This is a genomic window from Acinetobacter sp. SH024 (assembly GCF_000163635.1).
GTDB classification, from domain to species: domain Bacteria; phylum Pseudomonadota; class Gammaproteobacteria; order Pseudomonadales; family Moraxellaceae; genus Acinetobacter; species Acinetobacter pittii.
Genome location: NZ_GG753601.1, coordinates 444,710 through 465,921 on the forward strand (window position 1 = coordinate 444,710; position 21,212 = coordinate 465,921).

The window sequence follows — 21,212 nt, forward strand, 5'->3', positions numbered from 1 at the left end:
ACGGACTTATTAGTACTGGTCTCGGACGGATTATTAGTACTGGTCTCGGACGGATTATTAGTACTGGTCTCGGACGGATTATTAGTACTGGTCTCGGACGGATTATTAGTACTGGTCTCGGACGGATTATTAGTACTGGTCTCGGACGGATTATTAGTACTGGGACTATTTTCTAGTGCTGGTACTGATTTATCATATTGGTTATGAGTAAGAGTGAATTGATTTGTCACCCCACTTTTTCTATCAACAAAGATAAGTTTCAACTTCTCAAGTTCTGAAATTGCAGCTCGAAGCGTCTCTTTTCTCTTGATTCCTGTTTGGCTCATAAAAGCATGTTCAGAAATTTGGGCTGTGTCTTTGTGGTACCCAAAAGTGCAGCGAACAATGACATCTAAACACTTATATGCATTGCCACTTACTTGAGACATAACCTCATCAAAAAAAAGATTCGGTTTTTTTGTATACGACACATTTTCACCCCCAATTTTACTGGACATAACTTGTCGCTCATGTTTTGGAAACTCGATAACTTCACCTTGTGGAGAGTCGTGTTTGTATGCTAAATTCATATTTCAGTTCTCATTTCATTGCTTTGCATTGGAATGGCAAATTAGGCTCAATTGGTTACGACAATTGGGCTTTTTTTGTGCCTGTGGCTTATGTGGATTTGGTGCCATTTCTAATTCAAACGGCTCAGGTGTATTCCTTGTATCTTCGGTAACTGTGGTCAGATCGATTGGCATTTGGAGACAATTAAGCATCTCCTCAACCTCGAAGATTATGTCCATGGCAGCTATACGCATTAGCTCTGATGAGCCGTTTAACTTTCTAGAACGCGCAATACGCTCTAATTTGATTTTCATTTCATCCGTGCACTTAAAGGTGACACTTGCGGTTAATTTCTCAGCCATAGCTTTTACTCAAGAAAAAACGTCAGGACGAAGGTCAGATAGTGAAATTTTTCCTTCACTTTCTTTATTTATTGTTTTTGAGAGTGTTGCAGAAACACTTCCTCCATAAGCAATTTGAAAAAGGTTGTTTACGGTAGTTCCGCAAGACTTTGCGAAAACTTCTAAATCCTCTTTGCTTTTTGACTTGATATAAGAAAGCAAACTTTTTACATGCTTCTTTGATTTTGAAGCAGTTTTTAAATTTCGTAAGGCTGGCATAACAAGCTCCATAAATACTCAACTACTAATTTAGTATTTTACTAAAGTATTTGCAAGCTATGTTTAGTCTTTTACACATTTTGTTTTTAGTTTTTTACTATTAGATTGTGCATATGAATATTTCAGACATCCGAAGAAATAATCTTCTTCAATTAATCGAACAAAAAGCTAATGGCTCCCAAAAGGATTTTGCGAACCAAGTAGGCACAGCTGCTGCTTATTTGAGCCAAATTATTAACGGCACTATAGGGAATAATGGAAAGCCAGCCGCTGTAGGAAACCCATTAGCAAGAAAAATTGAAAAAGCTTATGGATTACCCGATGGGTTTATGGATAGAGAGAATTCAAATGATGCAAGATTAGACAACAATGTTGACTTGAAAGAAAAAATTACTACAGAAGGTCGCTTAGTGCCAGTTATCTCTTGGGTAGCTGCTGGATCATTTTCACCAATTGAAACGGTTTTACGTGATGCAGTAGTTGACGAATTTCTTCCGCCAAATACCAAGTGTGGTAAAAATGGTTATGGTTTAAAAATTACCGGAAATTCAATGTTGCCACGCTTTGAGCCGGGCGATAGGATTTATGTCAATCCTGATATACAAACATTTGACTTGCAAACTAATGATTTAGTTATTGTGGCTTGTGCTGGAGAAACTGAAGCCACCTTTAAAAAACTTATCATTGAAGGGAATAATCGATATTTAGAGCCATTAAATCCAGATTGGCCTGAAAAAATTATCAGATTGACAGAAGATTGCCGATTAGTAGGCAAAGTTGTAGGTTTATATAGGGATATATAATGAGAATACTGCATATGATATGGTTGCCATTTGCTTATTGGTTTTTTCCTTATCAGCTTGCCAACCACGCTTTAAGAGGCACTTTAAAGCAATATGGAATTGATTTAAGAGTTATACCCAATGAGCTTTCTCAGGAAATTTCAGCAAATATTATAAGATTGCAAAAGCTTAATCCTAGAAAATCTGGAGTACTTGCTAATTTAGAGCAACTACATTTATTGATTGATCATGATGCGATTATTATGAAGAGCATTATAAGACATGAATATAAGTATGAGTTTGAATTTACACCAGAAGTTGAAAGAATTAAGAATATAATGCTAAAGCATGCTGCAAGAAAAATTAAAAAATAATTTTTACTAAAGTAAAGCCCACTATAGGTGGGTTTTTTTATGTCTATACAAAACAAAAGTTTAGTAAAAAACTAAAAATAATTAGATAATTTATTTGTATTTAGTATTGTACTAAATTTAGTATTTTGCTAAATTTATCTCATCGACAAACAAAAACCGCCATAGGGGTCAGAGTCTAGGCGGTTTGCATCAAATGCGGAGATAAGTATGAATATAAAAGCCAACATAGTCAAATCCATGGGATTCGTAGGAGTAGTTAGTGCTCTAACTGCTGCTTATGCATTTACCCCAGCTAACAAAGAACCTGTAACGGTTGCAGCTCCTTTCAAAGTTGAATCAATCGACCCTGAAAATGAACAAGCAGTACTTCAAACTGCAAATGAAAAGTTCACATTAGAAGTTGATTTTGATGCTCAGTATTCAATTGATGGCAACGGCTATCAAGCTTGGCGTGAAGTTGAAATTAACGAGATTAAAGACATTCGCGTTTATGACGAAGATGGCGAGGTCTTAGCTTACGTTGATCGCTTGGACGTAGTTGAGATTAAAGACCTTATCGAATCAGGGATTAGAGAGCGCATTTAAGCGCTCCATGGTGAATGTCATGAATGCACATCCTGAAATTATCGAAGTATCAAGACTTCAAGCTCTTATTAAAGATTCTGTAAATGCCCTGCTCCCACTTTCTAGTGAGAAAGATACAGTAATCACTGACGGTGGCAATTGGATTCATCTTCGCTATGTAGGTCGCGGTACTGAGCAAATCCAATTGGAGCTAAGCGATCAGTTCTCTATTAAGACAAAGATCGCCTACTTAAGCGAAACGTTAAAAAGATTGGCTGAAATTAGAAATGAGTTGAGAGGTGGGTGATGGAGTGGATCAAGATTGAAGACGAGAAACCATATGAATATGAAATGGTTCTGTTAGTAGACAACTTAGGTCAGAAATATTACGGCACTCTTCTAATAGAGGGAGAAAACCACTTCATTAACGATTGTTGTTCAGGTGAGTTGGTTACTCATTGGATGCCTTTCCCAAGATTACCAAAGAATTAGGAGAAGATTATGAATGCGCCAGTAAACGAATTACAAGTATTAGAACACAACGTAATTGTAGCGGCTTTCGCTAAACGTGGCGGTACAGATGAATTGTATGAGCGCATTGCTCAAGAAGTTTGTTCTCATGTGCCAGATGTAAGCACTAAAAAAGGCCGTGATGCGATTGGTTCGCTTGCGTTAAAAATCAGTAAGTCAAAAACTCTTATTGAGAAATGTGGAAAAGAATTAGTAGCTGAACAAAAAGCTCAAATCAAAGTGATTGATGATGATCGAATCTCAATTGTTAAGAAGCTTGATTTATTACGTGATGAGGTTTTAGCGCCTCGTGATGCTTGGGAGCAAGCTGAGAAAGACCGTGTAGCGAAGCATAGCCAGGTTATTTCAAATATCAAAGTTATGTATGGTCTTTGTTTTGATCTTCCATCACTGGAAATCAAAAAAGCTATCGACTCCCTAGAGAGTTTAGTTGTTGACTCATCTCTTGATGAATATGAGCAGGAAGCAAAACTTGCAAAATTTGAAACTATTGAAGCACTTCGTACAACTCTTGTTGCTCGTGAAAAACATGAAGCCGAGCAGGCTGAATTAGAGCGTCTTCGCCAAGCTGAAATACTTCGCCAGCAACAAGAACGTGAGGCTCAGATTGCCCGTGAAGCTGCCGAAAAAGCGACCCGTGAGGCGGAAGAAAAAGCACGTTTTGAAGCTGAACGTGTACAACGTGAAAAGGCTGAGGCAGAACAACGCGAAGCTCGATTAAAGGCTGAAAAAGAAGCTGCTGAATTGCGTGCTCAACATGCTGCCGAAGCAGAACGTAAACGTATTGAGGCTGAACAAGCTGTGAAGCTAGAGGCCGAACGCCAAGCAGAAGAAGCGCGCCAAGCTAACCAAGCACACCGTAAAAAAATCTGTAATGAAGCACTTAAGGGTTTATTGGCTTTGGGTATTGATGAAGCAAAAAGCAAAGAGATTTTGCAGGCAATCAATAAAGGCCTAGTTCCACACGTATCTATTAAGTTTTGAGGATAAGAAGATGAGTAATATTGTTTTGTCGCAAGTTAGCAAGATTGCATCAGCTTTTAATATGCAAGATGTTGATCCTGCTGAGTTAGCAAATACTCTTGTTAATACAGTATTTAAGAAAGCAACAAATGATGAATTTCTCTCTCTATTAATTGTTGCAAACCAGTACAAGCTAAACCCTTTTACAAAAGAAATTTATGCATTCCCTGCCAAAGGTGGGGGCATCACACCAGTTGTTGGTATTGATGGGTGGGCGCGCATTATTAATGACAATCCTGTATGTGATGGTATCCAGTTTGAACAAGACGACGAGTCATGCACATGCAAGATTTTCCGTAAAGACCGTAACCACCCTACTGTTGTAACTGAATACTTGTCTGAATGTCAGGGTAATTCAGAACCTTGGAAAAAATACCCAAAACGGATGCTACGTCATAAGGCTTTAATTCAATGTGCCCGTGTTGCTTTTGGATTCTCAGGTATTTATGACGAAGACGAAGCTCGTCGTATTGATGATTGTCATATCCCTACCGTTCAGACCGTTAGTTCAGATCTTCCTCAAGGTTATGAAGCTTATGAGCAGCAACATTTAGACAACATGCGCGCTTTGGCCATGGAAGGTACAGAAGCTTTGCAAACTGGCTACGCTGAATTACCGCAAGGTGACTGCAAAAAATACTTCTGGACTAAACATAGTGCGTCATTGAAAGAAGCAGCACAACATGCTGATCAACCACAAGGGCAAGTGTATGAACATTCTCCAGCGTAGTGAAGATTGGCATTCAGAACGCTGTGGCAAAGTCACAGCAAGCCGAGTAAAGGATTTAAATGCAAAGCCTAATAAAGGTAAAGCTTTAAATGCACTGGGTTTAACAATTCTAGCTGAGCGCCTCACTGGCGTTCAGAAGGAAATCTTCACAAACCAAGCTATGCAATGGGGTATCGACAATGAGCCTCATGCAATCGCAGCTTATGAAAATGAGACGGGTAACTTTGTAGTTGGAACAGGTTTAATTGACCACCCTTTCATTGAAATGTTTGGGGCTTCACCAGATGGGCTTGTACTTGTTAAAGGTCAAATAGAAGTTAAGTGCCCAGACACTACAACGCATTTGAATACCCTTCTGACTAAACAAGTGCCAGATGAGTACATCCCACAAATCACTAGTCAATTGGCTTGTACTCGTCGTGAATGGTGTGACTTTGTGAGCTATGACCCACGTCTACCAGAAGGACTACAGATCATCATCATTCGTGTCTATGCCAGAGACTTGGCTATAGAAGCACTAGAGCAAGATGTTCGCAAATTCAACCAAGCTATAGATGACGCAATTAAAGCATTGAAGGTGGCAGCATGACAGATTTGAATAAGGAAAGAGAGGCTTTTGAAGCAAATGAATTCGTCAAAACAATAATCCACAAATTTGAATGGTCTGAAGAATTTAATAGTTATCAAATTAAAGACTGTGTGATTAAAGGAAATGTTTTTGAATTAATTGAGGCCGAAAAAGATCAACCTTTATTAAATGGTGCTTGGTTCGGGTGGCAAGAAAAAGCCAAAGCTCAGGCGGTGCCAACTTGGATTTCAGTTGATGATCACATGCCTGAGTCATTACGAAATGTGCTTGTTTTGATAGATGCAAACCCCGTTAAGAACCAAAACCAAATGGTTGCTCATTTTATTCCTAAGTTCACTGAAGAGTATCACGGTGATGATGATTGGTATGACTATGATGAAGAGCGCGGCTGCGGTTATATCAAAGAAGGATGGTATGCAAATACAGCATACATTGGTGATGAGTATTCTAGTTATTTTATTGAGGAAAAAGTAACTCATTGGAAGCCACTAAAAGAAGCAAGCGAATCGGGAGCTGAGGGATGATTAATCAATTAAAACCAACTGAGATTATCAGAGATGAAATGGGCTGTTGGGCACATCCTGAATATCTTAAGTACCTAGATGAAAATCATGCTGACCAAGAATGGTTGAGTCAAGAAGATTGGGATCAACTGAAAAAGCATTTCAATATTGTGACCACTAGATTTTATTTAGAAGGAAGTGTTTCAGAAGATCTATTTGAAGAAATTATGGATTCTGCGGATTTGTCGAAGTGGGATCCGATTGCGCCACATGGGTTTTTCTTAATAGATATCGGCTTTACTGAAGATGGTGCAGAAGCGTTGTTTGCAAAAGAAGTTAAAGCGGAAAGTAAGGAGGGGTGAAATGACAGCAATTGCGAATATAGGTAGTAACTTTGTAGTAGCGTTACCACCTTCGGACATCTGGCTTAATGACTCCCAAGCTGCTGAGTTCTTGGGATATCGAGATGTACATTTTAAGGCGGCAGTTTGCTGCCTACCAACCTTCCCTAAACCGCGCTATGTTATTAAGTGCGGTCAAGGAAGACGATGGAACTTGGCAGAGTTGTCAAACTGGTTGAATGAACAATCAGATGATGAGCCAAAGAAAGGAAGACCACGCAAACGGGGCTAATCTAGCCTCGTTGCAATTTCACTTGCAGTAGCATTGTAATAGACCATCAAGCTTCTTAAGTCTTTATGCCCAATCATACGAGCCAAGTCTAAAACTTCTAATTTCCTTGCAAGGCGTGTACAAGCCTCATGGCGTGTATCATGGAAATGCAAATCAGTGATTTGACATCTATCTCTTAATTTACGCCAAAGCGTATCAAAGCTTTGGGAATTACAAGTAAAGACCTGCTTTTTATCAAGACCTTTTAATAAAGTAAGCAACTCAACTGCACGCTTAGATAGTGGTACATTTCGTTTAGTACCATTCTTTGTTTCAGTTAAAACTAAATATCTATCTTTTAAATAAACACGATCCCAAGTCAACCCAACAATCTCACCAGCACGCATAGCTGTCTCAATCGCAAAGAGAAAGGCAATAATAATTTGCTGAGTTGAATTTACTGGTACATTGTTATCCCAATTTGCTGCAAGACATAATCTATCAATCTCATCCTGAGCAATTCGTCTATCTCGGTGCTTTGATGGTGGCGGTAAAGTCAAGTCGGCCATTGGAGACTCTTTAATCCACTTCCATTCTTTCCGGGCAACAGTAAATAAAGAAGCTAAAATATTTGCTTCACGTCTGACAGTAGCACCCTGCACTTCTTTTAATCGGGAGTCGCGCCATTGCACTAAATCGTCAGTTGTGACTTTGGCCAATTGTTTTTGACATAGCTTTTTATACTCACGCTTGAAGAAAGCCATTCGCTTAACTTCATTCTCATGAGTTTTCTTTTTAACACTCACTTCATTTAAGTAGCGTTCAATAGCTTCTAAAAAAGAGTGATCTGGTAATTTGCCATGCGATTGTTCGCGTAACTGAGTCTCGCGTTTAGATGCCCAAGCCCTAGCCTGAGCTTTTGTATCAAAGGTTGCACTTTCGCGAATTCCGTTTACACTTATCTCGGCTCGCCATGTGTCGTTGCGTTGTCTAAATGAAGCCATAATTTTGTGGCGTAATCTTGGCGTAATTGTGATAACCGAAATAATAGGAAAAGATAAGAAATAATAGAAGTACAGATTATTGGCTAATTTGGCATTTGTTTGTTTTGTATGAAATAATAAGAAAAGATAAAAAAACCTAAGAAGTTGTTATTTTTAGTCAAGTGCCCGCCGGGCGCACCAGTTTATATATAATAACTTCATAAATTTATCTCAATTTTATAAAATTCCGACTATTTTACTTGGTTTATTAATCATTATCGCTCAAAATATACCCCTCTTTCATAATGTGAGAATTTCATGACTGATGCTTTGGTTTTAAGAGATTTGTCCAAAACATATCGTAATGGTTTTCAGGCGTTAAAAGGTATTAACCTCACTGTGCCTGAAGGTGAATTTTATGCGTTGTTAGGCCCAAATGGTGCCGGCAAATCAACAACCATTGGTATTATCAGTTCCCTCACGAAAAAAACCGAAGGAACAGTTGAGATTTTTGGACACAATCTCGACACTCATCCATCCTTGGCAAAACAACAACTTGGCGTTGTCCCTCAAGAATTTAACTTTGGACAGTTTGAAAAAGCGTTCGATATTTTAGTCACCCAAGCTGGTTATTACGGCATTCATAAAAAGATTGCAGAAAAACGTGCCGAACATTATTTAGAAAAGCTAGGCCTCTGGGAAAAACGCAATATACAAGCACGTATGCTATCGGGTGGTATGAAACGCCGTCTCATGATTGCCCGTGCCATGATGCATGAACCTAAACTTCTTATTTTAGATGAGCCCACTGCGGGTGTTGATATTGAATTACGCCGCTCTATGTGGGATTTTCTAACCGAAATGAACGAAAGCGGTACTTCTATTATTTTGACTACACATTATCTCGAAGAAGCAGAAATGTTGTGTCGTCAAATTGCTATCATTGACCGCGGTGTCATTAAAGAAGACACCAGCATGAAAAGTTTCTTAAATCAGCTGAGTGAAGAATCTTTTATTTTCGATTTGGCAGAACCCATTGCCCCACTCCAGTTAAATATTATTGGTGTGAAGTTCAACTTAATTGATAGCAGCACTTTAGAAGTGACGATGGATAAAGCACATACATTAAATGACTTATTCCAACTTTTAGAATCACAAGGTATTCGTGTTCGTAGTATGCGAAACAAATCGAACCGTCTAGAAGAGCTATTCGTCAAAATGGTTGAGAAAAATCTTGAAGGAGAGGCAAAATGAATTTTAGCCAACTGCAAATTGCCCTCTGGACTCTAGTTCGTAAAGAAGTACGCCGATTTCTACGTATTTGGCCACAAACCTTGTTACCACCTGCGATCACGATGAGTTTGTACTTTGTCATTTTTGGTAATTTGGTTGGTTCGCGCATTGGACAAATGGGCGGCGTGAGCTACATGCAGTTTATCGTACCCGGCCTCATCATGATGGCGGTTATTACCAACAGTTATGCTAACGTATCTTCAAGTTTCTTTAGTGTGAAATTCCAAAAGAGCATTGAAGAACTGATTATGAGTCCAGTGCCACTACATATTATTTTGTGGGGCTATGTCATTGGTGGTATTTGCCGTGGTGTATTGGTCGGAGCAATTGTGACGACAATGAGTATGTTCTTTACAGACCTTTTTATACATAACTGGTTCGTAACTATATATACAGTCTTAATTACATCTGTTTTATTTTCCTTAGGCGGCTTCATTAATGCAGTCTATGCAAAATCATTTGATGATATTTCTATTATTCCAACCTTTGTCCTTACACCTTTAACCTATTTAGGTGGTGTGTTCTATGCCATTAGTGCACTTGGCCCTTTTTGGCAAAAACTTTCTTTAATTAATCCTATTGTGTATATGGTTAACGCTTTCCGTTTCGGCATTTTAGGTCATAGTGACGTGAACGTTACGTTCTCTTTAATCATTGTGACATTATGCTGTGCTGTACTTTACGGAATTGCCTACTATTTACTTGCTCGTGGTTCAGGAATGCGTGAATGAGTGTCGAACAGTCTTTATTGGGTAAAGAAACTCAATATCCAACTAACTATCAACCTGATGTTTTATTTCCAATTGCTCGTGCTCAGTCTCGTGAAGCCTACTCGCATATTGAAGGTATTACACAAGGTAAAGATTGGTGGCATGTTTTTGAAATTTCATGGTTAAACGCTCATGCTATCCCGCAAGTTGCTATTGGCAGAATTACACTGCCAGCTTCTTCACCAAATTTGATTGAATCAAAGTCATTAAAACTTTACTTCAATAGCCTTAACTTCACTCAGTTTGACTCTAAACAGTCGTTTATTGAAACGGTTGAAAAAGATCTATCTGCTGCGGCAGGTGCAAAAGTTGAGTTAACCTTATTTCAAGTAGATGATTTAGACATTTCTAAACCTCAAGGCATTTGTATTGATGACTTAGATCCAGAGCGTTTAGAGCAACATCCAGATGCGACTCTTTTAAAACGAGATGCGTCTGATGAAGAAGTCGAAATTGAACTATATTCTCATCTTTTAAGAAGTAACTGCCCAGTCACGGGACAACCAGATTGGGGTACAGTTTTTATCCGTTTTAAGGGCAAAAAACCTTGTTATCGTAGTGTTTTAGCTTATATTATCTCGTACCGTCAGCATAACGGCTTTCACGAACAGTGTGTCGAGCAGATTTTTGCGGATATTTGGCAAAATTTGCAGCCTGATAAGCTGATGGTTTATGCAACTTATACTCGTCGCGGCGGACTTGATATTAACCCTTGCCGAGTATCGGATCTTTCATGGATGCCAAAACCGATTCGATTGGCACGACAATAAAACGAATAATTTGAGGATACACCATGCCGTTTTTTGGTTTTACCCCTTCTGAAGGCTTATTGAACGATATACAAACTGGAATTGCGAACAAAAATTCTAGTGAGCCTTTATACCCACTTCGCGATAAGATTGCTTTACAACTTAATGAAGAGATTATTGATAATGTCTTAATTCAGTTAGTTCAGCACTTCCCTGCAAGTGAAAAGCGCGATACTGCCGAAAAACTAGCAGGCTATGTCAAATCAACAGTCGCTGTTCTTTTAAAACAATTGTTAAGCAAAGCGCCAAACGATGTTGTTAAACAGTCAGTAGAGTTCTCTGAAAAAAGCTTATTTAAAGATCCACAAGGTCAATATAAAGTAGGTGTAACTCTAGATCCTAGTTTAGTCACTAATCTTCAGCATAACTTCACTGAGCTTAAGGCGGGTAATGATATCAATAAAGCTGCATTGGCTGAACTGTATAAACAGTTTGGAGATGCTATGGTTAAACATTTTATGTCTGATTTTAATAAGACATTAGACCTTGGCATGATTAAGCGTAAAGCAGCTGATATTGGTGCGGCAGCTGTAACAAAAGCAGTTCATATTGCGATCGACAAACTCATCCCTAGCTTAAATCGCACTGAACTAAAAGCGATGGCTGAATATCACGAAAGTCTATTCTTTAACTAATAAGAAATAGCTTATCGGAAACCTAGCGAGAGCTAGGTTTTTTTATTGCAAAATATTGATATACATTGCCATTAATCAGGTTTATGTTAGCATGCGCCAAGCACTGATTGACCTAGTTAACGCCGCATGTCTCCTAGCCCACAATATAAGTTTTTACGCCAAGCTCCTCGAGATGGTCTTAGCACCGCTATGCAACCATCAAGGTGGCAACAACTCCACATTGACCCTTGGTTATGTCTATTTTTGCTGTTAAATGCGCTATTAGGTTTAACTGTACTATATAGTGCTTCGGCACAGGATGTAGGTCTGGTTAGTAAGCAAGCCATGAGTTTTGGTATTGGCTTTTTAGTAATGTTTGGTCTAGCCCAAATTCCGCCTAAGGTCTATCAAGCGTTTTCCCCATACTTTTATTTGTTCGGCCTATTTTCGCTTGTGGCAGTTATGGTATTTGGTGAAGTCCGAATGGGTGCTCAGCGCTGGATTGATATTCCGGGTTTCGGGAGTGTCCAACCCAGTGAGTTCATGAAAATCGGCATGCCGATGATGATTGCATGGTTTTTAGCACGAAAACCTCTTCCCCCTAGTTTTTCACAAGTTGTTTTATCATTAATGTTAATTGGTATTCCCTTTTTACTGATTGCAGAACAACCTGATTTAGGAACATCACTTTTAGTATTAGCAAGCGGTATATTTGTCTTATTTTTAAGTGGACTATCATGGCGAATGATTGGTGCAGCTGCCGCATGTGCAGCAATCGTAATTCCAATTGCATGGGAATTTCTTTTACACGACTATCAACGCCAAAGGGTTTTAACCTTACTTGATCCAGAGGCAGATGCACTCGGTACGGGTTGGAATATTATTCAATCTAAAACTGCAATTGGTTCTGGTGGTTTTTCAGGTAAAGGCTTCCTTGAAGGCACCCAATCACATTTACACTTTTTACCCGAAGGACATACTGACTTTATTATTGCTGCATATTCCGAAGAATTTGGACTCATCGGTGTACTTATTTTAGTAATCCTTTATTTTGCCATTATTTTTAGAACATTCCAGATCGGTTTACAAAGCTTCCATAACTATGGACGTTTAGTTGCTGGCGCCTTTGGTTTGTCTTTTTTTGTTTATGTATTTGTAAATGCGGGAATGGTCAGTGGTATTTTACCTGTAGTAGGTGTTCCTTTACCTTTTATGAGTTATGGCGGAACAGCTATTATTACTTTAATGGCCACCTTTGGTTTAGTCATGTCCATTCATACACATCGATAATCTGGAATTTTAAAACGATATGTTGTCTCAACACTTAAATAAAACTTTAAAAATGCTCGCTTTGTGTACTGGCTTAATCAGTACAAGTCATTTCGCTCAGGCCAACGATTTTGCAACACATCCTGATTATTTGAATTTTAAACAAAAAACGATGAATGCTTATGGCTTAAGTAGCGATCAAGTCGATGCAGCCATGAGTGGTGCAAAAAATTTACCAAACATTCTAAATATTATGACTCGTCCGGGTGAAAGTAAGCCTTGGTATGATTATCGCTCTATGTTCTTGGTCGAAGGCACAATTCAACGTGGTGTCCGTTTTAAAAATCAATATGCAGATGCGTTAAATCGTGCAGAACAACAATATGGCGTATCTCAAGCTGTCATTTTAGGTATTTTGGGCGTTGAAACAGGTTATGGCGCAAATAAAGGTTCTTTTATTACACGTGATGCTTTAGCTACGCTTGCTTTTGGCTACCCTCGCCGTGCTGAATATTTTGGTGATGAGCTAGCTGCTCTTATTGCTTGGACTTATAAAGAAGGCTATCCAACAAATAGTATTGTAGGTTCCTATGCAGGTGCGATTGGCTATCCACAATTTATGCCAAGCAATATTAGTAAATATGGGGTGGATTATGACGGCAATGGACATATCGACTTAAGAAACTCAGCAGAAGATGCTATTGGTTCAATTGCAAACTACTTAGCAAAACAAGGTTGGCAACGCGACCAACCGATCGGGTTTATGGCTCGTTACACTGGGTCAAATCCAGAAAGTATTATTGCTAAAGATTTAACGCAACCTTTCCCATATGGTGCATTAAAGACACTTGGTATTTCTCCATTGAATCCTTTAGTTAAAATTGATGATCTCGATATGGTGAATGTTATTCAATTACAAGACTATAATGGACCAATTTACTATTTAACTTACCCGAATTTTCAAGTGATTACGACTTATAACAAGAGCCGCATGTACGCTACAGCTGTATGGTTATTAGGCACCGAAGTAGCTAGCCGATAGGCTAGCTTTTTTATGCTTTATGTAAAAGTCAATAAATATTTTTGTTAAATAGATCACAATACATACATTTTTAATAACTTGTTACATTATTGATTATTTTTTATCCTAAAACTGTAAGTTTTTGCCCTTTTTGTAAAGATTTCTCGTTAAAGACTAGACACTCTCCGTAACCGATGAATATTATCCACCCCAATATAGCAATTGCAAAAGTGAATAATAAGGCATGTTCACTTTAAATTTCAGTCAATGGCTGAAAGAAAAAGTACATGTTCTCAGGAGTTTATACAAATGCAGTTATCGCTGAAATACGTTCTTGCACTGACGGCTAGTTTAAGTATGGCCCCACTGCACGCTGAAATGGTGCAGTCATCATCATTAAACAGTGATGTAGATGGTCCTAATCTAGCAGCACGTGTATTGAGTAAAGATACTCAAAACTTTAATTCTCGTTTTTCTAACATTAACAGTCTTTCAATCACTGAACGTTCTGGCGATCAAATCCGTCGTCAAGCTATCGCAGCAAAAATTGAAATCCCTGAAGATGAGCCTTCAGTGATTGAAAAACTTAACACAGTAGCTTCAAACACTGTTCGTAAGTTTAGCCAAACTGGTATGGCATCTTGGTATGGCCGCCAATTCCATGGCCGTAAAACTGCAAGTGGTGAAACATTCGACATGAATGCTTTAACTGCTGCTCACCGTAGCCTACCGTTGAACTGTTACATTCGAGTAACGAATAAAGACAATGGTAAAAGTGTGGTTGTAAAAGTAAATGACCGTGGTCCTTTCCATGGCAACCGTGTACTTGACCTATCATACGGTGCAGCTAAACGTCTTGGTATTACCAATGCTGGAACTGCTAAAGTAAATATTGAGCGTGTTGATGGCCCAACTTCATAAGTTATAGCCTCTCGAGTTCATGTAAAAAGCCGCAATTTTTTCTGCGGCTTTTTTATATTTTAAGTTATCAAAATAATTCCTAACGTAAAGTTAAAAAATCCTCTTTTTTTGCCCCTTATCTAGCTCTGAATTTGAATATTTTTTAAACAAAAAACCATGTTTATTTAATACCAGTTAATTTTACGTCCAATTTGCGTTTAGAGCGTCTTTTTTAAATTTGCGCTACCCTAGTACCATTTTTCCAAAATAAAGGCTATTTATGGCGTTTTTAGAGTAGATGAGTAGAGCTTTTTCATACAATTTTCCCATCAATCTCAAAATTACGCTTTTTTAGATGATTTCATCATCTAGCAACACAGAAAAAATATTATGAAAAATTGCCCCATTCTTGAGGTCGAATTGACCACCTTTTCAACCACAGTCATATTATTTTTTCGTTTGCCCTTTCTTAGTTTTTTTAATACAACGCTCCCTATAGTTGAATAGTGTTGGTTTCTTGTCGAGATCCTCAAGAACAGGCTAAAATATACTCACAAAAATAAATCGAAGTTAAAACAAGGAGTGTGCTACCAATGAAATCCATTACTGAATGGTTTGATGAATATAGCGAAAGTCATCAAAATCCAACCAATAAACAAATTCACTGGCTTTGCGTTCCCGCCATTTTATTTTCTATTATTGGAATCATTGCGCATTTCAGCACATTGCTTACTGCTTTATTACTTGTGTTGACCTTAGTATTTTATGCACGTTTAGATCTTGTACTTGCTGTGGCAATGGCTGCCTTACTTGTTGTTATGGCATGGCTCATTTACACCCTACCTGTAGGAGTCGGGTTTTATATCGCTATTTTTGTGATTGCTTGGGTTGGACAATTTTACGGACATAAAGTCGAAGGCAAAAAGCCCTCGTTCTTTAAAGATTTACAATTCCTATTGATTGGACCAGTTTGGTGTATGGATGCTTATCTCTCAAAAATTTTACCTAAATGGAAAAGCAGACAAAAACAAGCTCTTGCTTAAAGATGAATTTAAAGCTGAATCCTTTCGATTCAGCTTTTGCATGTTAGTAATTTATTAGAAAATTTATAAAGTAAAAAAATCCTAAACTTGCTATCACACTTAAAAGAACTTTTTTTAGGTACATAGCGATTACAATACAAAAGATTGCTGCATAAATATAAGGATTATTTATCACGCCTCTTAAATGATCTCCATCGAAAAAAATAACTGGAATACAAATTGCAGTTAACAAACAAGGTGCAGAATAGTTAAGCATCTTATTCAGAATAAGCGGCAGTTTAATTTTCACTTGAGGTTCTAAAAAATAATAGCGATTAAAAAAGACGATTGCTGCCAAGCCTAAAATCATAAACCAAGACATATTATTGCTCCTTACCTATTTTTTCAGTTAAAACAGCAATTAACATTCCCATTAATCCTGAAAGTAAAATCGCACCCTCAATTTGATAAAATTTAAATAAAAACCCACTTAAACAAGTTGTTAGCACCCCAGCTATGACCGGAAATCCTTTACATAACGGCACAATCATAGCAATAAAAATAGCAACGATCGAAAAATCCAAATGGTAATTTAAAAGATCAGGTATCACTGTCGCCAGCAGTATTCCCACCAAACTAAAAGCAACCCAAAATAAATAAAAACACAGTCCAGCTCCCAACAGATATTCCGAACTTCTTTTTTCAAATGGAGCACTCACCGCAAACAATTCATCTGTTAATAAAAAGCCTAAACTCAATCGTTTAGGCAAGGACAAAATAGAAATGTCATTTCTTAAAGTTAATGCATAAATAAAATGCTGAGCCGTTAAAAAGAAAATAGTCAAATAAATTGTAAAAACAGATGCACCTTCCATAGCCATGCTTAAACTAACCAACTGAGCAGCTCCAGCAAAGACGAGTCCAGACATTGCTAGTGCTTTATAGAAAGATAATCCTGCATGAATTGCCATAGATCCCGCTAGGATTGCCCACGGAATAATAGAAATTGACAAGGGCAAAATATCCATTGCGCCACGTAAAAATAAATAGGATGGCTTATTTTTTGAAAACCCAACTGGCTGATTAAGCTGAATATTCATATATAAAATCCAATATAAGAAACATCTCTATACCATGCTTGATGAGTGCCGACTTATATTGGATAAAATTGCTTTAAAACTAATTTATTTATATGTTCAAACTTGCTACATATTGAGTGGGTGTGACGCCCATTGCTTTTTTAAAGTGACGGTTAAAATGGCTTTGGTCAGAAAAACCACATTGTTGTGCCACCATGGCAATTTGGTCCCCCTGTTTTAATAACTGTCTTGCTTTTTGCAAACGTGCTTGTACAAGCCAAGCATGAGGTGGCAGACCTACATATTTTTTAAATTGCCTTAAGAAATGCCAAGCGCTCAAGCCGACCATGTCAGCCAAATCTTGTAAAGAAAAGTTTGTTTCAGGCATTTCTACGAGTAATTCTTTAACTCTTAATATTTTTGAATATGCTTCTGGTAACTCACAAAAAGTATGATTTGATTTACCATGTCTCTTCATAAGACAAGCTAAAGTTGTTAAATACATCGTTTCTTTGAGCAGGAAATTATCTTTTTGTTCTAATAAATCAAAAAGTAAGCAAAGCTGTTGAGCCAAACCTAGGTCGCGAATCACAGCTTGAGGAAACCATGGGGCGCCATGTGGATTTTCAAAAAAATCTTGGCTAACTTCTGCTAACATTTCAGGTGTTGGATAGATCGCTCAATAACGCCACCCTGATTCAACAGCCGATGAACCAGTATGGATCTCGTCAGCATTGACTAAAATAATATCGCCTTTAGGAGCTACATGTAGCTTTCCCGTCCTAAAAAAAGACTGTGCTCCTTCTTCAATCACACCAATACAGTACCCTTCATGAGTATGCTTTGAAAATTGTGTTTGGTGATAATGTGCTTTTAATAACTCTAAACCGCCCAACTCTCGCACATGCAGATAATCGGCTTGCTCCCGCTGCATAAATACGTCTCATCTATTCAATAAAAAAACCATAGCACGTTTTAACAAACTGAATAGAACAAAATTGCTCTATGAAAATAATCTGATTAAACGTTCACGTGAGCTTTATTGATAGATCTGTCCGTCATGTTTAAGCCATCCACCCTCATGACGACCTTGTGGATCGCGATGAGTCCAATGTAGTACACCACCTTTTGAGTTGTATTCATATTCGCCATAAAACTCAACGATGTCACCTTTATTTAGATTAGAAATTTTAGGTGCCAAATCGATATTATGTGCAACCAAAATTGAAAGACCATTTTTTAATACTAGAATGAATTTCTGGTGTCTTGACCCATCATTATCATCTCTTAAAATTGCTTTGACTCGACCACTTCCCTGCACTTGAACATTACTTTGTCTCTGCTCATAAGCAGCTTTTACAGTGTCCACCCCATTATTTGAAAGTGTAGTTTCATTACGCTGAGCTGCGGGTATAGTTGATGATGGTAATTGACTTTGCTTGTGCCCAGATAAATCCAGACCAAAATACGCAGCAATCAATAAAATAATCACACCAGCAATACTGAGATTTTTTTTATTTGTCATTGTATACCCTTATTTTAACTGAGATAAAAAAAGCCCCAATGGGGCTTTTTTTATTGTGATACGAATTACTTCGCAGCAGCTTGAGCAGCAGCAACTTCTTCAGCGAAGCTAAGTTCTGCTTTCTTCTCAATACCTTCACCAACTTCGAAACGTACGAATTCAGCAACAGTAGTACCAGTTGCTTTTAATACATCAGCAACTTTCTTGTCATTGTCGATTACATACATTTGACGATCAAGAGCAACTTCGTTCAAGTATTTATCAACTGAACCAGTTACCATTTTCTCAACGATGTTAGCTGGCTTACCAGATTCTAACGCTTTCGCTTCAGCAATTTCTTTTTCTTTAGCGATAAGGTCAGCAGGAACAGCTTCAGCATTTACAGCTACTGGGTTGAATGCAGCAACGTGCATTGCAATACCTTTACCAGTATCAGCATCACCAGTATAAGAAACTACAACACCGATTTTTAAACCGTGTTTGTAGATAGCCAAGTTTTCGCCTTCAACGATTTTCGCGCGACGAACTTGGATGTTTTCACCGATTTTTTGAACAAGTGCAATACGAGCTTCTTCAACTGATTGACCGTCTGCTAATTTTAATTCAGCGATTTTAGCAGCATCAGTTTCACCAGCAGCTAAAGCAGCAGTAGCAACAGCTTTTGAGAAGTTAGAGAAGTTTTCGTCTTTAGCAACGAAGTCAGTTTGACAGTTAACTTCAACTAAAATTGCTTTGTTGCCTTCTTGAACGATTGTTATTGCACCGTCAGCAGCAATGTTACCAGCTTTTTTAGCAGCTTTAGCTTGACCAGATTTACGAAGGTTATCAATAGCAAGCTCGATGTCACCGTTCGCTTCTGTTAATGCTTTTTTGCATTCCATCATTGCAAGACCAGTACGGTCACGTAATTCTTTTACCATGCTTGCAGTAATTGCAGTCATGTTGATCTCCTAAAATCGGTAGAAAATAAATCTTTTCAACAAAAACGGCCCAAAGAAACTCTGGGCCGTTTGCACTCTCGACGCTTAATTTGCCACCATTACATGTCGCAAAAATGACAAGCCTGCGTCAAAACGCATTAAGCCTCAGAAGCGTCTTTCGCAGCGTCATCGCCTTTTGCTTGAGCGTTCGCTTGAGATTGAGCGTATTCTTTACCAGCAAGAATTGCGTCAGCCATAGCTGAAGCATATAGAGTTACTGCACGGATCGCATCGTCGTTACCAGGAATAACGTAATCAACGTTGTCTGGGTTAGAGTTTGTATCAACGATACCGATAACAGGAATACCTAAGTTCTTAGCTTCTTTGATTGCAATCGCTTCGTGATCAACGTCGATTACAAATAATGCGTCAGGTAAACCACCCATGTTTTTAACGCCGCCTAAAGAGCGCTCAAGTTTTTCCATCTCACGAGCACGTTCTAAAGCTTCACGTTTAGTAAGCTTAGCAAAAGTACCATCTTGAGATTGAGTTTGAAGATCTTTTAAACGGTTGATAGATTGGCGAAGTGTTTTCCAGTTCGTCAACATACCACCTAACCAACGGTGATCTACATATGGTTGACCAGCGCGTTGAGCTTGTTCACGGATGATGTTAGAAGCAGCACGTTTTGTACCAACGAACAAAACTTTGTTCTTTTTGCTTGCTAATTGGTTAGCGAAGTTCAAAGCATCATTTAACGCAGGAACAGTGTGCTCAAGGTTGATGATGTGAATTTTGTTGCGCGCGCCAAAAATGTATTGACGCATTTTTGGGTTCCAGAAACGAGTTTGGTGACCAAAGTGCGCACCTGCTTGAAGAAGGTCGCGCATGCTTACGTTGTAATCTGCCATTTTCTTTACCTTAAAAGTTGGGTTAGGCCTCCATATATCCGCATTCTCCACCTTTTTACGGGCACCCAGAGTAATGTGACGATATATGTGCGGATTTTTTACTCCATCTATCAAAATTGTTCGTAAAAGATATTCACGAAAAGCATTTGATAAAATGGGCGGCTATTTATACCATAGACGCTTGTAAATTACCAAAAGTTTTTAGAGATCATGAACAGTACTTATACAGCTCCACGTCGATTAATCAAAACTCCAGATGAAATTGAAAAAATGCGCATTGCAGGACGACTGGCGGCTGAAGTTCTAGAGATGATCAAGCCCCATATTAAGGCAGGTGTAAGTACACTTGAACTTGATACCATTTGTCGTAATCACATTGAAAATGTGCAACATGCTATTCCTGCATGTGTAGGCTATGGTGGAGCTCCTGGGCGCCCTGCTTTTCAACACTCTATTTGTACTTCGGTTAACCATGTTGTCTGTCATGGTATTCCCTCTGAAAATAAAATTTTAAAAAATGGTGACATCCTTAATATTGACGTTACTGTCATTAAAGATGGTTATCACGGCGATACCAACATGATGTATGTCGTTGGTGGTGAAACTTCTATTTTAGCCAACCGTCTATGCAAAGTTGCTCAAGAAGCGATGTATCGTGGGATGGCAACTGTTAGAGATGGTTCATATTTAGGTGATATCGGCCATGCAATCCAAAAGTATGTCGAATCAGAACGTTTTAGTGTAGTACGCGAATATTGTGGTCACGGTATTGGAACTGTTTTCCATGATGAACCTCAAGTACTCCATTATGGTCAAGCTGGTACAGGTATGCGTTTAGAAGCAGGTATGACTTTTACAATTGAACCAATGGTAAATGCTGGCGTATGGCAAACTAAATTGTTAGGTGACAAATGGACTGTCGTAACCAAAGACCATAAACTTTCAGCTCAGTATGAACATACTATTTTAGTCACCCAAACAGGCATTGAAGTTTTAACTGCTCGTCCTGAAGAAGACCTATCTCGCTTCAACCAATAATTTAAAAATCTTAAATAAAAGGCTACTTTGTGTAGCCTTTTATTATTTATTATGTACTTTTTATTAATAAATCTTTCTAAATATAAACAAATATTTCAAAAAAATTACAATTATTAATTTTTAATACACAATCTATTCAATAAAACAAGGTATGGTGGGCTCAATAAAAATCAGTAAACAA

The 21,212-nt window shown here is 38.2% G+C and carries 29 protein-coding genes and 1 pseudogene; 20 read left to right on the forward strand and 10 right to left on the reverse strand.

The genetic code is table 11. From position 1 onward, the window contains the following. The 3 genes from HMPREF0013_RS0105450 to HMPREF0013_RS14740 all read right to left on the reverse strand — a co-directional run. Window positions 1–569 (reverse strand): replication protein (locus HMPREF0013_RS0105450; protein ID WP_228681030.1); only part of this gene is annotated, 569 nt, incomplete at its 3' end. A gap of 15 nt (window positions 570–584) precedes the next feature. Further along, window positions 585–911 carry a ribbon-helix-helix protein, CopG family gene (locus HMPREF0013_RS14735; protein ID WP_000818540.1) on the reverse strand — a complete coding sequence of 109 codons (327 nt, stop codon included), beginning with the start codon at window positions 909–911 and terminating at the stop codon, window positions 585–587. 9 nt (window positions 912–920) lie between these two features. Further along, window positions 921–1,169: a YdaS family helix-turn-helix protein gene (locus tag HMPREF0013_RS14740; RefSeq protein WP_001111170.1), complete on the reverse strand. Its 249-nt coding sequence runs from the start codon at window positions 1,167–1,169 to the stop codon at window positions 921–923. Window positions 1,170–1,282: 113 nt separating this feature from the next. Between HMPREF0013_RS14740 and HMPREF0013_RS14745 the strand changes: the two genes are divergently transcribed. From HMPREF0013_RS14745 to HMPREF0013_RS14790, 11 genes are all read left to right on the forward strand, one after another. Then, window positions 1,283–1,972 carry a LexA family transcriptional regulator gene (locus HMPREF0013_RS14745; protein WP_001026716.1) on the forward strand — a complete coding sequence of 230 codons (690 nt, stop codon included), beginning with the start codon at window positions 1,283–1,285 and terminating at the stop codon, window positions 1,970–1,972. Beyond that, complete coding sequence (locus tag HMPREF0013_RS14750; protein ID WP_001221213.1) at window positions 1,972–2,325, forward strand: hypothetical protein; 354 nt, start codon at window positions 1,972–1,974, stop codon at window positions 2,323–2,325. Before HMPREF0013_RS14745 ends, HMPREF0013_RS14750 begins: the two co-directional genes overlap by 1 nt. A 237-nt stretch (window positions 2,326–2,562) precedes the next feature. Then, window positions 2,563–2,910: a hypothetical protein gene (locus HMPREF0013_RS14755; RefSeq protein ID WP_000508120.1), complete on the forward strand. Its 348-nt coding sequence runs from the start codon at window positions 2,563–2,565 to the stop codon at window positions 2,908–2,910. Between the two features lie 19 nt (window positions 2,911–2,929). Next, window positions 2,930–3,196, forward strand: a complete 267-nt coding sequence (locus HMPREF0013_RS14760; RefSeq protein WP_005803716.1) for a hypothetical protein — start codon at window positions 2,930–2,932, stop codon at window positions 3,194–3,196. After that, entirely contained in the window at window positions 3,196–3,381 is a 186-nt protein-coding gene (locus tag HMPREF0013_RS14765; RefSeq protein WP_005803718.1) for a DUF551 domain-containing protein, read from the forward strand. Before HMPREF0013_RS14760 ends, HMPREF0013_RS14765 begins: the two co-directional genes overlap by 1 nt. Window positions 3,382–3,390: 9 nt before the next feature. Then, a complete protein-coding gene (locus tag HMPREF0013_RS14770) occupies window positions 3,391–4,404 on the forward strand; it encodes a hypothetical protein (protein ID WP_005803719.1) in 1,014 nt (337 codons plus the stop codon). Window positions 4,405–4,414: 10 nt separating this feature from the next. Continuing rightward, on the forward strand, window positions 4,415–5,173 hold the full coding sequence (bet, locus tag HMPREF0013_RS14775) for a phage recombination protein Bet (RefSeq protein WP_000065871.1): 759 nt from the start codon (window positions 4,415–4,417) through the stop codon (window positions 5,171–5,173). Further along, window positions 5,154–5,762: a lambda exonuclease family protein gene (locus HMPREF0013_RS14780; protein ID WP_025464128.1), complete on the forward strand. Its 609-nt coding sequence runs from the start codon at window positions 5,154–5,156 to the stop codon at window positions 5,760–5,762. Before bet ends, HMPREF0013_RS14780 begins: the two co-directional genes overlap by 20 nt. Then, window positions 5,759–6,286 (forward strand): DUF551 domain-containing protein, encoded by a 528-nt coding sequence (locus tag HMPREF0013_RS25310; protein WP_005803725.1) that lies wholly within the window; start codon window positions 5,759–5,761, stop codon window positions 6,284–6,286. Before HMPREF0013_RS14780 ends, HMPREF0013_RS25310 begins: the two co-directional genes overlap by 4 nt. After that, window positions 6,283–6,627 (forward strand): hypothetical protein, encoded by a 345-nt coding sequence (locus tag HMPREF0013_RS14785; RefSeq protein ID WP_005803728.1) that lies wholly within the window; start codon window positions 6,283–6,285, stop codon window positions 6,625–6,627. The genes HMPREF0013_RS25310 and HMPREF0013_RS14785 overlap by 4 nt, the downstream gene beginning before the upstream one ends. Window position 6,628: 1 nt before the next feature. Beyond that, window positions 6,629–6,898, forward strand: coding sequence for a helix-turn-helix transcriptional regulator (locus tag HMPREF0013_RS14790; RefSeq protein WP_000123991.1), 270 nt, complete (start codon window positions 6,629–6,631; stop codon window positions 6,896–6,898). On the opposite strand, the gene HMPREF0013_RS14795 is transcribed toward HMPREF0013_RS14790, so the two are convergent. Beyond that, window positions 6,895–7,881, reverse strand: a complete 987-nt coding sequence (locus tag HMPREF0013_RS14795; protein ID WP_005803731.1) for a site-specific integrase — start codon at window positions 7,879–7,881, stop codon at window positions 6,895–6,897. The two genes, HMPREF0013_RS14790 and HMPREF0013_RS14795, sit on opposite strands and share 4 nt — an antisense overlap. Window positions 7,882–8,178: 297 nt before the next feature. Here HMPREF0013_RS14795 and HMPREF0013_RS14800 point away from each other — a divergent pair, with 297 nt between their 5' ends. The 8 genes from HMPREF0013_RS14800 to HMPREF0013_RS14835 all read left to right on the forward strand — a co-directional run bounded on the left by HMPREF0013_RS14800 (window position 8,179) and on the right by HMPREF0013_RS14835 (window position 15,579). Further along, window positions 8,179–9,114, forward strand: coding sequence for an ABC transporter ATP-binding protein (locus tag HMPREF0013_RS14800; RefSeq protein ID WP_002118101.1), 936 nt, complete (start codon window positions 8,179–8,181; stop codon window positions 9,112–9,114). Beyond that, window positions 9,111–9,884, forward strand: coding sequence for an ABC transporter permease (locus HMPREF0013_RS14805; RefSeq protein WP_002118099.1), 774 nt, complete (start codon window positions 9,111–9,113; stop codon window positions 9,882–9,884). The genes HMPREF0013_RS14800 and HMPREF0013_RS14805 overlap by 4 nt, the downstream gene beginning before the upstream one ends. Next, on the forward strand, window positions 9,881–10,693 hold the full coding sequence (gene queF, locus HMPREF0013_RS14810; protein ID WP_002118169.1) for an NADPH-dependent 7-cyano-7-deazaguanine reductase QueF: 813 nt from the start codon (window positions 9,881–9,883) through the stop codon (window positions 10,691–10,693). Before HMPREF0013_RS14805 ends, queF begins: the two co-directional genes overlap by 4 nt. A gap of 23 nt (window positions 10,694–10,716) precedes the next feature. Then, window positions 10,717–11,367 (forward strand): hypothetical protein, encoded by a 651-nt coding sequence (locus tag HMPREF0013_RS14815; protein WP_002118229.1) that lies wholly within the window; start codon window positions 10,717–10,719, stop codon window positions 11,365–11,367. Window positions 11,368–11,493: 126 nt separating this feature from the next. After that, on the forward strand, window positions 11,494–12,636 hold the full coding sequence (gene rodA, locus HMPREF0013_RS14820) for a rod shape-determining protein RodA (RefSeq protein ID WP_005068220.1): 1,143 nt from the start codon (window positions 11,494–11,496) through the stop codon (window positions 12,634–12,636). Window positions 12,637–12,655: 19 nt separating this feature from the next. Further along, window positions 12,656–13,657 carry a lytic murein transglycosylase B gene (gene mltB, locus HMPREF0013_RS14825; RefSeq protein ID WP_005068218.1) on the forward strand — a complete coding sequence of 334 codons (1,002 nt, stop codon included), beginning with the start codon at window positions 12,656–12,658 and terminating at the stop codon, window positions 13,655–13,657. Between the two features lie 288 nt (window positions 13,658–13,945). Next, a complete protein-coding gene (locus tag HMPREF0013_RS14830; protein ID WP_002118141.1) occupies window positions 13,946–14,557 on the forward strand; it encodes a septal ring lytic transglycosylase RlpA family protein in 612 nt (203 codons plus the stop codon). Window positions 14,558–15,129: 572 nt separating this feature from the next. Further along, the gene (locus HMPREF0013_RS14835; protein WP_002118194.1) at window positions 15,130–15,579 is read left to right on the forward strand and encodes a DUF962 domain-containing protein; all 450 of its coding nucleotides are present in this window, start codon (window positions 15,130–15,132) and stop codon (window positions 15,577–15,579) included. Between the two features lie 43 nt (window positions 15,580–15,622). Here the strand turns inward: HMPREF0013_RS14835 and HMPREF0013_RS14840 are convergent, their stop codons facing one another. The 6 genes and pseudogenes from HMPREF0013_RS14840 to rpsB all read right to left on the reverse strand — a co-directional run bounded on the left by HMPREF0013_RS14840 (window position 15,623) and on the right by rpsB (window position 19,993). Beyond that, complete coding sequence (locus HMPREF0013_RS14840; protein WP_002118104.1) at window positions 15,623–15,940, reverse strand: AzlD domain-containing protein; 318 nt, start codon at window positions 15,938–15,940, stop codon at window positions 15,623–15,625. A gap of 1 nt (window position 15,941) precedes the next feature. After that, on the reverse strand, window positions 15,942–16,658 hold the full coding sequence (locus tag HMPREF0013_RS14845; RefSeq protein ID WP_002118115.1) for an AzlC family ABC transporter permease: 717 nt from the start codon (window positions 16,656–16,658) through the stop codon (window positions 15,942–15,944). 88 nt (window positions 16,659–16,746) lie between these two features. Further along, window positions 16,747–17,571: pseudogene (locus HMPREF0013_RS14850) on the reverse strand (AraC family transcriptional regulator). 105 nt (window positions 17,572–17,676) lie between these two features. Continuing rightward, window positions 17,677–18,162, reverse strand: a complete 486-nt coding sequence (locus tag HMPREF0013_RS14855) for a DUF3465 domain-containing protein (RefSeq protein ID WP_002118103.1) — start codon at window positions 18,160–18,162, stop codon at window positions 17,677–17,679. A 65-nt stretch (window positions 18,163–18,227) separates the two neighbouring features. Beyond that, entirely contained in the window at window positions 18,228–19,103 is an 876-nt protein-coding gene (tsf, locus tag HMPREF0013_RS14860) for a translation elongation factor Ts (protein ID WP_002118238.1), read from the reverse strand. A gap of 137 nt (window positions 19,104–19,240) precedes the next feature. Beyond that, the gene (gene rpsB / locus HMPREF0013_RS14865; protein WP_002118204.1) at window positions 19,241–19,993 is read right to left on the reverse strand and encodes a 30S ribosomal protein S2; all 753 of its coding nucleotides are present in this window, start codon (window positions 19,991–19,993) and stop codon (window positions 19,241–19,243) included. 210 nt (window positions 19,994–20,203) lie between these two features. On the opposite strand from rpsB, the gene map reads away from it, so the two are divergent. Continuing rightward, complete coding sequence (gene map / locus HMPREF0013_RS14870) at window positions 20,204–21,031, forward strand: type I methionyl aminopeptidase (protein WP_002118165.1); 828 nt, start codon at window positions 20,204–20,206, stop codon at window positions 21,029–21,031. The last annotated feature ends 181 nt before the right edge of the window (window positions 21,032–21,212 follow it).

Excerpts from the sequence above, each read along its gene's own strand:
- HMPREF0013_RS14735 (WP_000818540.1), bottom strand. The coding sequence starts at position 911 with ATGGCTGAGAAATTAACCGCAAGTGTCACCTTTAAGTGCACGGATGAA.
- HMPREF0013_RS14740 (WP_001111170.1), bottom strand. The coding sequence starts at position 1,169 with ATGCCAGCCTTACGAAATTTAAAAACTGCTTCAAAATCAAAGAAGCAT.
- HMPREF0013_RS14745 (WP_001026716.1), top strand. The coding sequence starts at position 1,283 with ATGAATATTTCAGACATCCGAAGAAATAATCTTCTTCAATTAATCGAA.
- HMPREF0013_RS14750 (WP_001221213.1), top strand. The coding sequence starts at position 1,972 with ATGAGAATACTGCATATGATATGGTTGCCATTTGCTTATTGGTTTTTT.
- HMPREF0013_RS14755 (WP_000508120.1), top strand. The coding sequence starts at position 2,563 with ATGGGATTCGTAGGAGTAGTTAGTGCTCTAACTGCTGCTTATGCATTT.
- HMPREF0013_RS14760 (WP_005803716.1), top strand. The coding sequence starts at position 2,930 with ATGAATGCACATCCTGAAATTATCGAAGTATCAAGACTTCAAGCTCTT.
- HMPREF0013_RS14765 (WP_005803718.1), top strand. The coding sequence starts at position 3,196 with ATGGAGTGGATCAAGATTGAAGACGAGAAACCATATGAATATGAAATG.
- HMPREF0013_RS14770 (WP_005803719.1), top strand. The coding sequence starts at position 3,391 with ATGAATGCGCCAGTAAACGAATTACAAGTATTAGAACACAACGTAATT.
- bet (WP_000065871.1), top strand. The coding sequence starts at position 4,415 with ATGAGTAATATTGTTTTGTCGCAAGTTAGCAAGATTGCATCAGCTTTT.
- HMPREF0013_RS14780 (WP_025464128.1), top strand. The coding sequence starts at position 5,154 with ATGAACATTCTCCAGCGTAGTGAAGATTGGCATTCAGAACGCTGTGGC.
- HMPREF0013_RS25310 (WP_005803725.1), top strand. The coding sequence starts at position 5,759 with ATGACAGATTTGAATAAGGAAAGAGAGGCTTTTGAAGCAAATGAATTC.
- HMPREF0013_RS14785 (WP_005803728.1), top strand. The coding sequence starts at position 6,283 with ATGATTAATCAATTAAAACCAACTGAGATTATCAGAGATGAAATGGGC.
- HMPREF0013_RS14790 (WP_000123991.1), top strand. The coding sequence starts at position 6,629 with ATGACAGCAATTGCGAATATAGGTAGTAACTTTGTAGTAGCGTTACCA.
- HMPREF0013_RS14795 (WP_005803731.1), bottom strand. The coding sequence starts at position 7,881 with ATGGCTTCATTTAGACAACGCAACGACACATGGCGAGCCGAGATAAGT.
- HMPREF0013_RS14800 (WP_002118101.1), top strand. The coding sequence starts at position 8,179 with ATGACTGATGCTTTGGTTTTAAGAGATTTGTCCAAAACATATCGTAAT.
- HMPREF0013_RS14805 (WP_002118099.1), top strand. The coding sequence starts at position 9,111 with ATGAATTTTAGCCAACTGCAAATTGCCCTCTGGACTCTAGTTCGTAAA.
- queF (WP_002118169.1), top strand. The coding sequence starts at position 9,881 with ATGAGTGTCGAACAGTCTTTATTGGGTAAAGAAACTCAATATCCAACT.
- HMPREF0013_RS14815 (WP_002118229.1), top strand. The coding sequence starts at position 10,717 with ATGCCGTTTTTTGGTTTTACCCCTTCTGAAGGCTTATTGAACGATATA.
- rodA (WP_005068220.1), top strand. The coding sequence starts at position 11,494 with ATGTCTCCTAGCCCACAATATAAGTTTTTACGCCAAGCTCCTCGAGAT.
- mltB (WP_005068218.1), top strand. The coding sequence starts at position 12,656 with ATGTTGTCTCAACACTTAAATAAAACTTTAAAAATGCTCGCTTTGTGT.
- HMPREF0013_RS14830 (WP_002118141.1), top strand. The coding sequence starts at position 13,946 with ATGCAGTTATCGCTGAAATACGTTCTTGCACTGACGGCTAGTTTAAGT.
- HMPREF0013_RS14835 (WP_002118194.1), top strand. The coding sequence starts at position 15,130 with ATGAAATCCATTACTGAATGGTTTGATGAATATAGCGAAAGTCATCAA.
- HMPREF0013_RS14840 (WP_002118104.1), bottom strand. The coding sequence starts at position 15,940 with ATGTCTTGGTTTATGATTTTAGGCTTGGCAGCAATCGTCTTTTTTAAT.
- HMPREF0013_RS14845 (WP_002118115.1), bottom strand. The coding sequence starts at position 16,658 with ATGAATATTCAGCTTAATCAGCCAGTTGGGTTTTCAAAAAATAAGCCA.
- HMPREF0013_RS14855 (WP_002118103.1), bottom strand. The coding sequence starts at position 18,162 with ATGACAAATAAAAAAAATCTCAGTATTGCTGGTGTGATTATTTTATTG.
- tsf (WP_002118238.1), bottom strand. The coding sequence starts at position 19,103 with ATGACTGCAATTACTGCAAGCATGGTAAAAGAATTACGTGACCGTACT.
- rpsB (WP_002118204.1), bottom strand. The coding sequence starts at position 19,993 with ATGGCAGATTACAACGTAAGCATGCGCGACCTTCTTCAAGCAGGTGCG.
- map (WP_002118165.1), top strand. The coding sequence starts at position 20,204 with ATGAACAGTACTTATACAGCTCCACGTCGATTAATCAAAACTCCAGAT.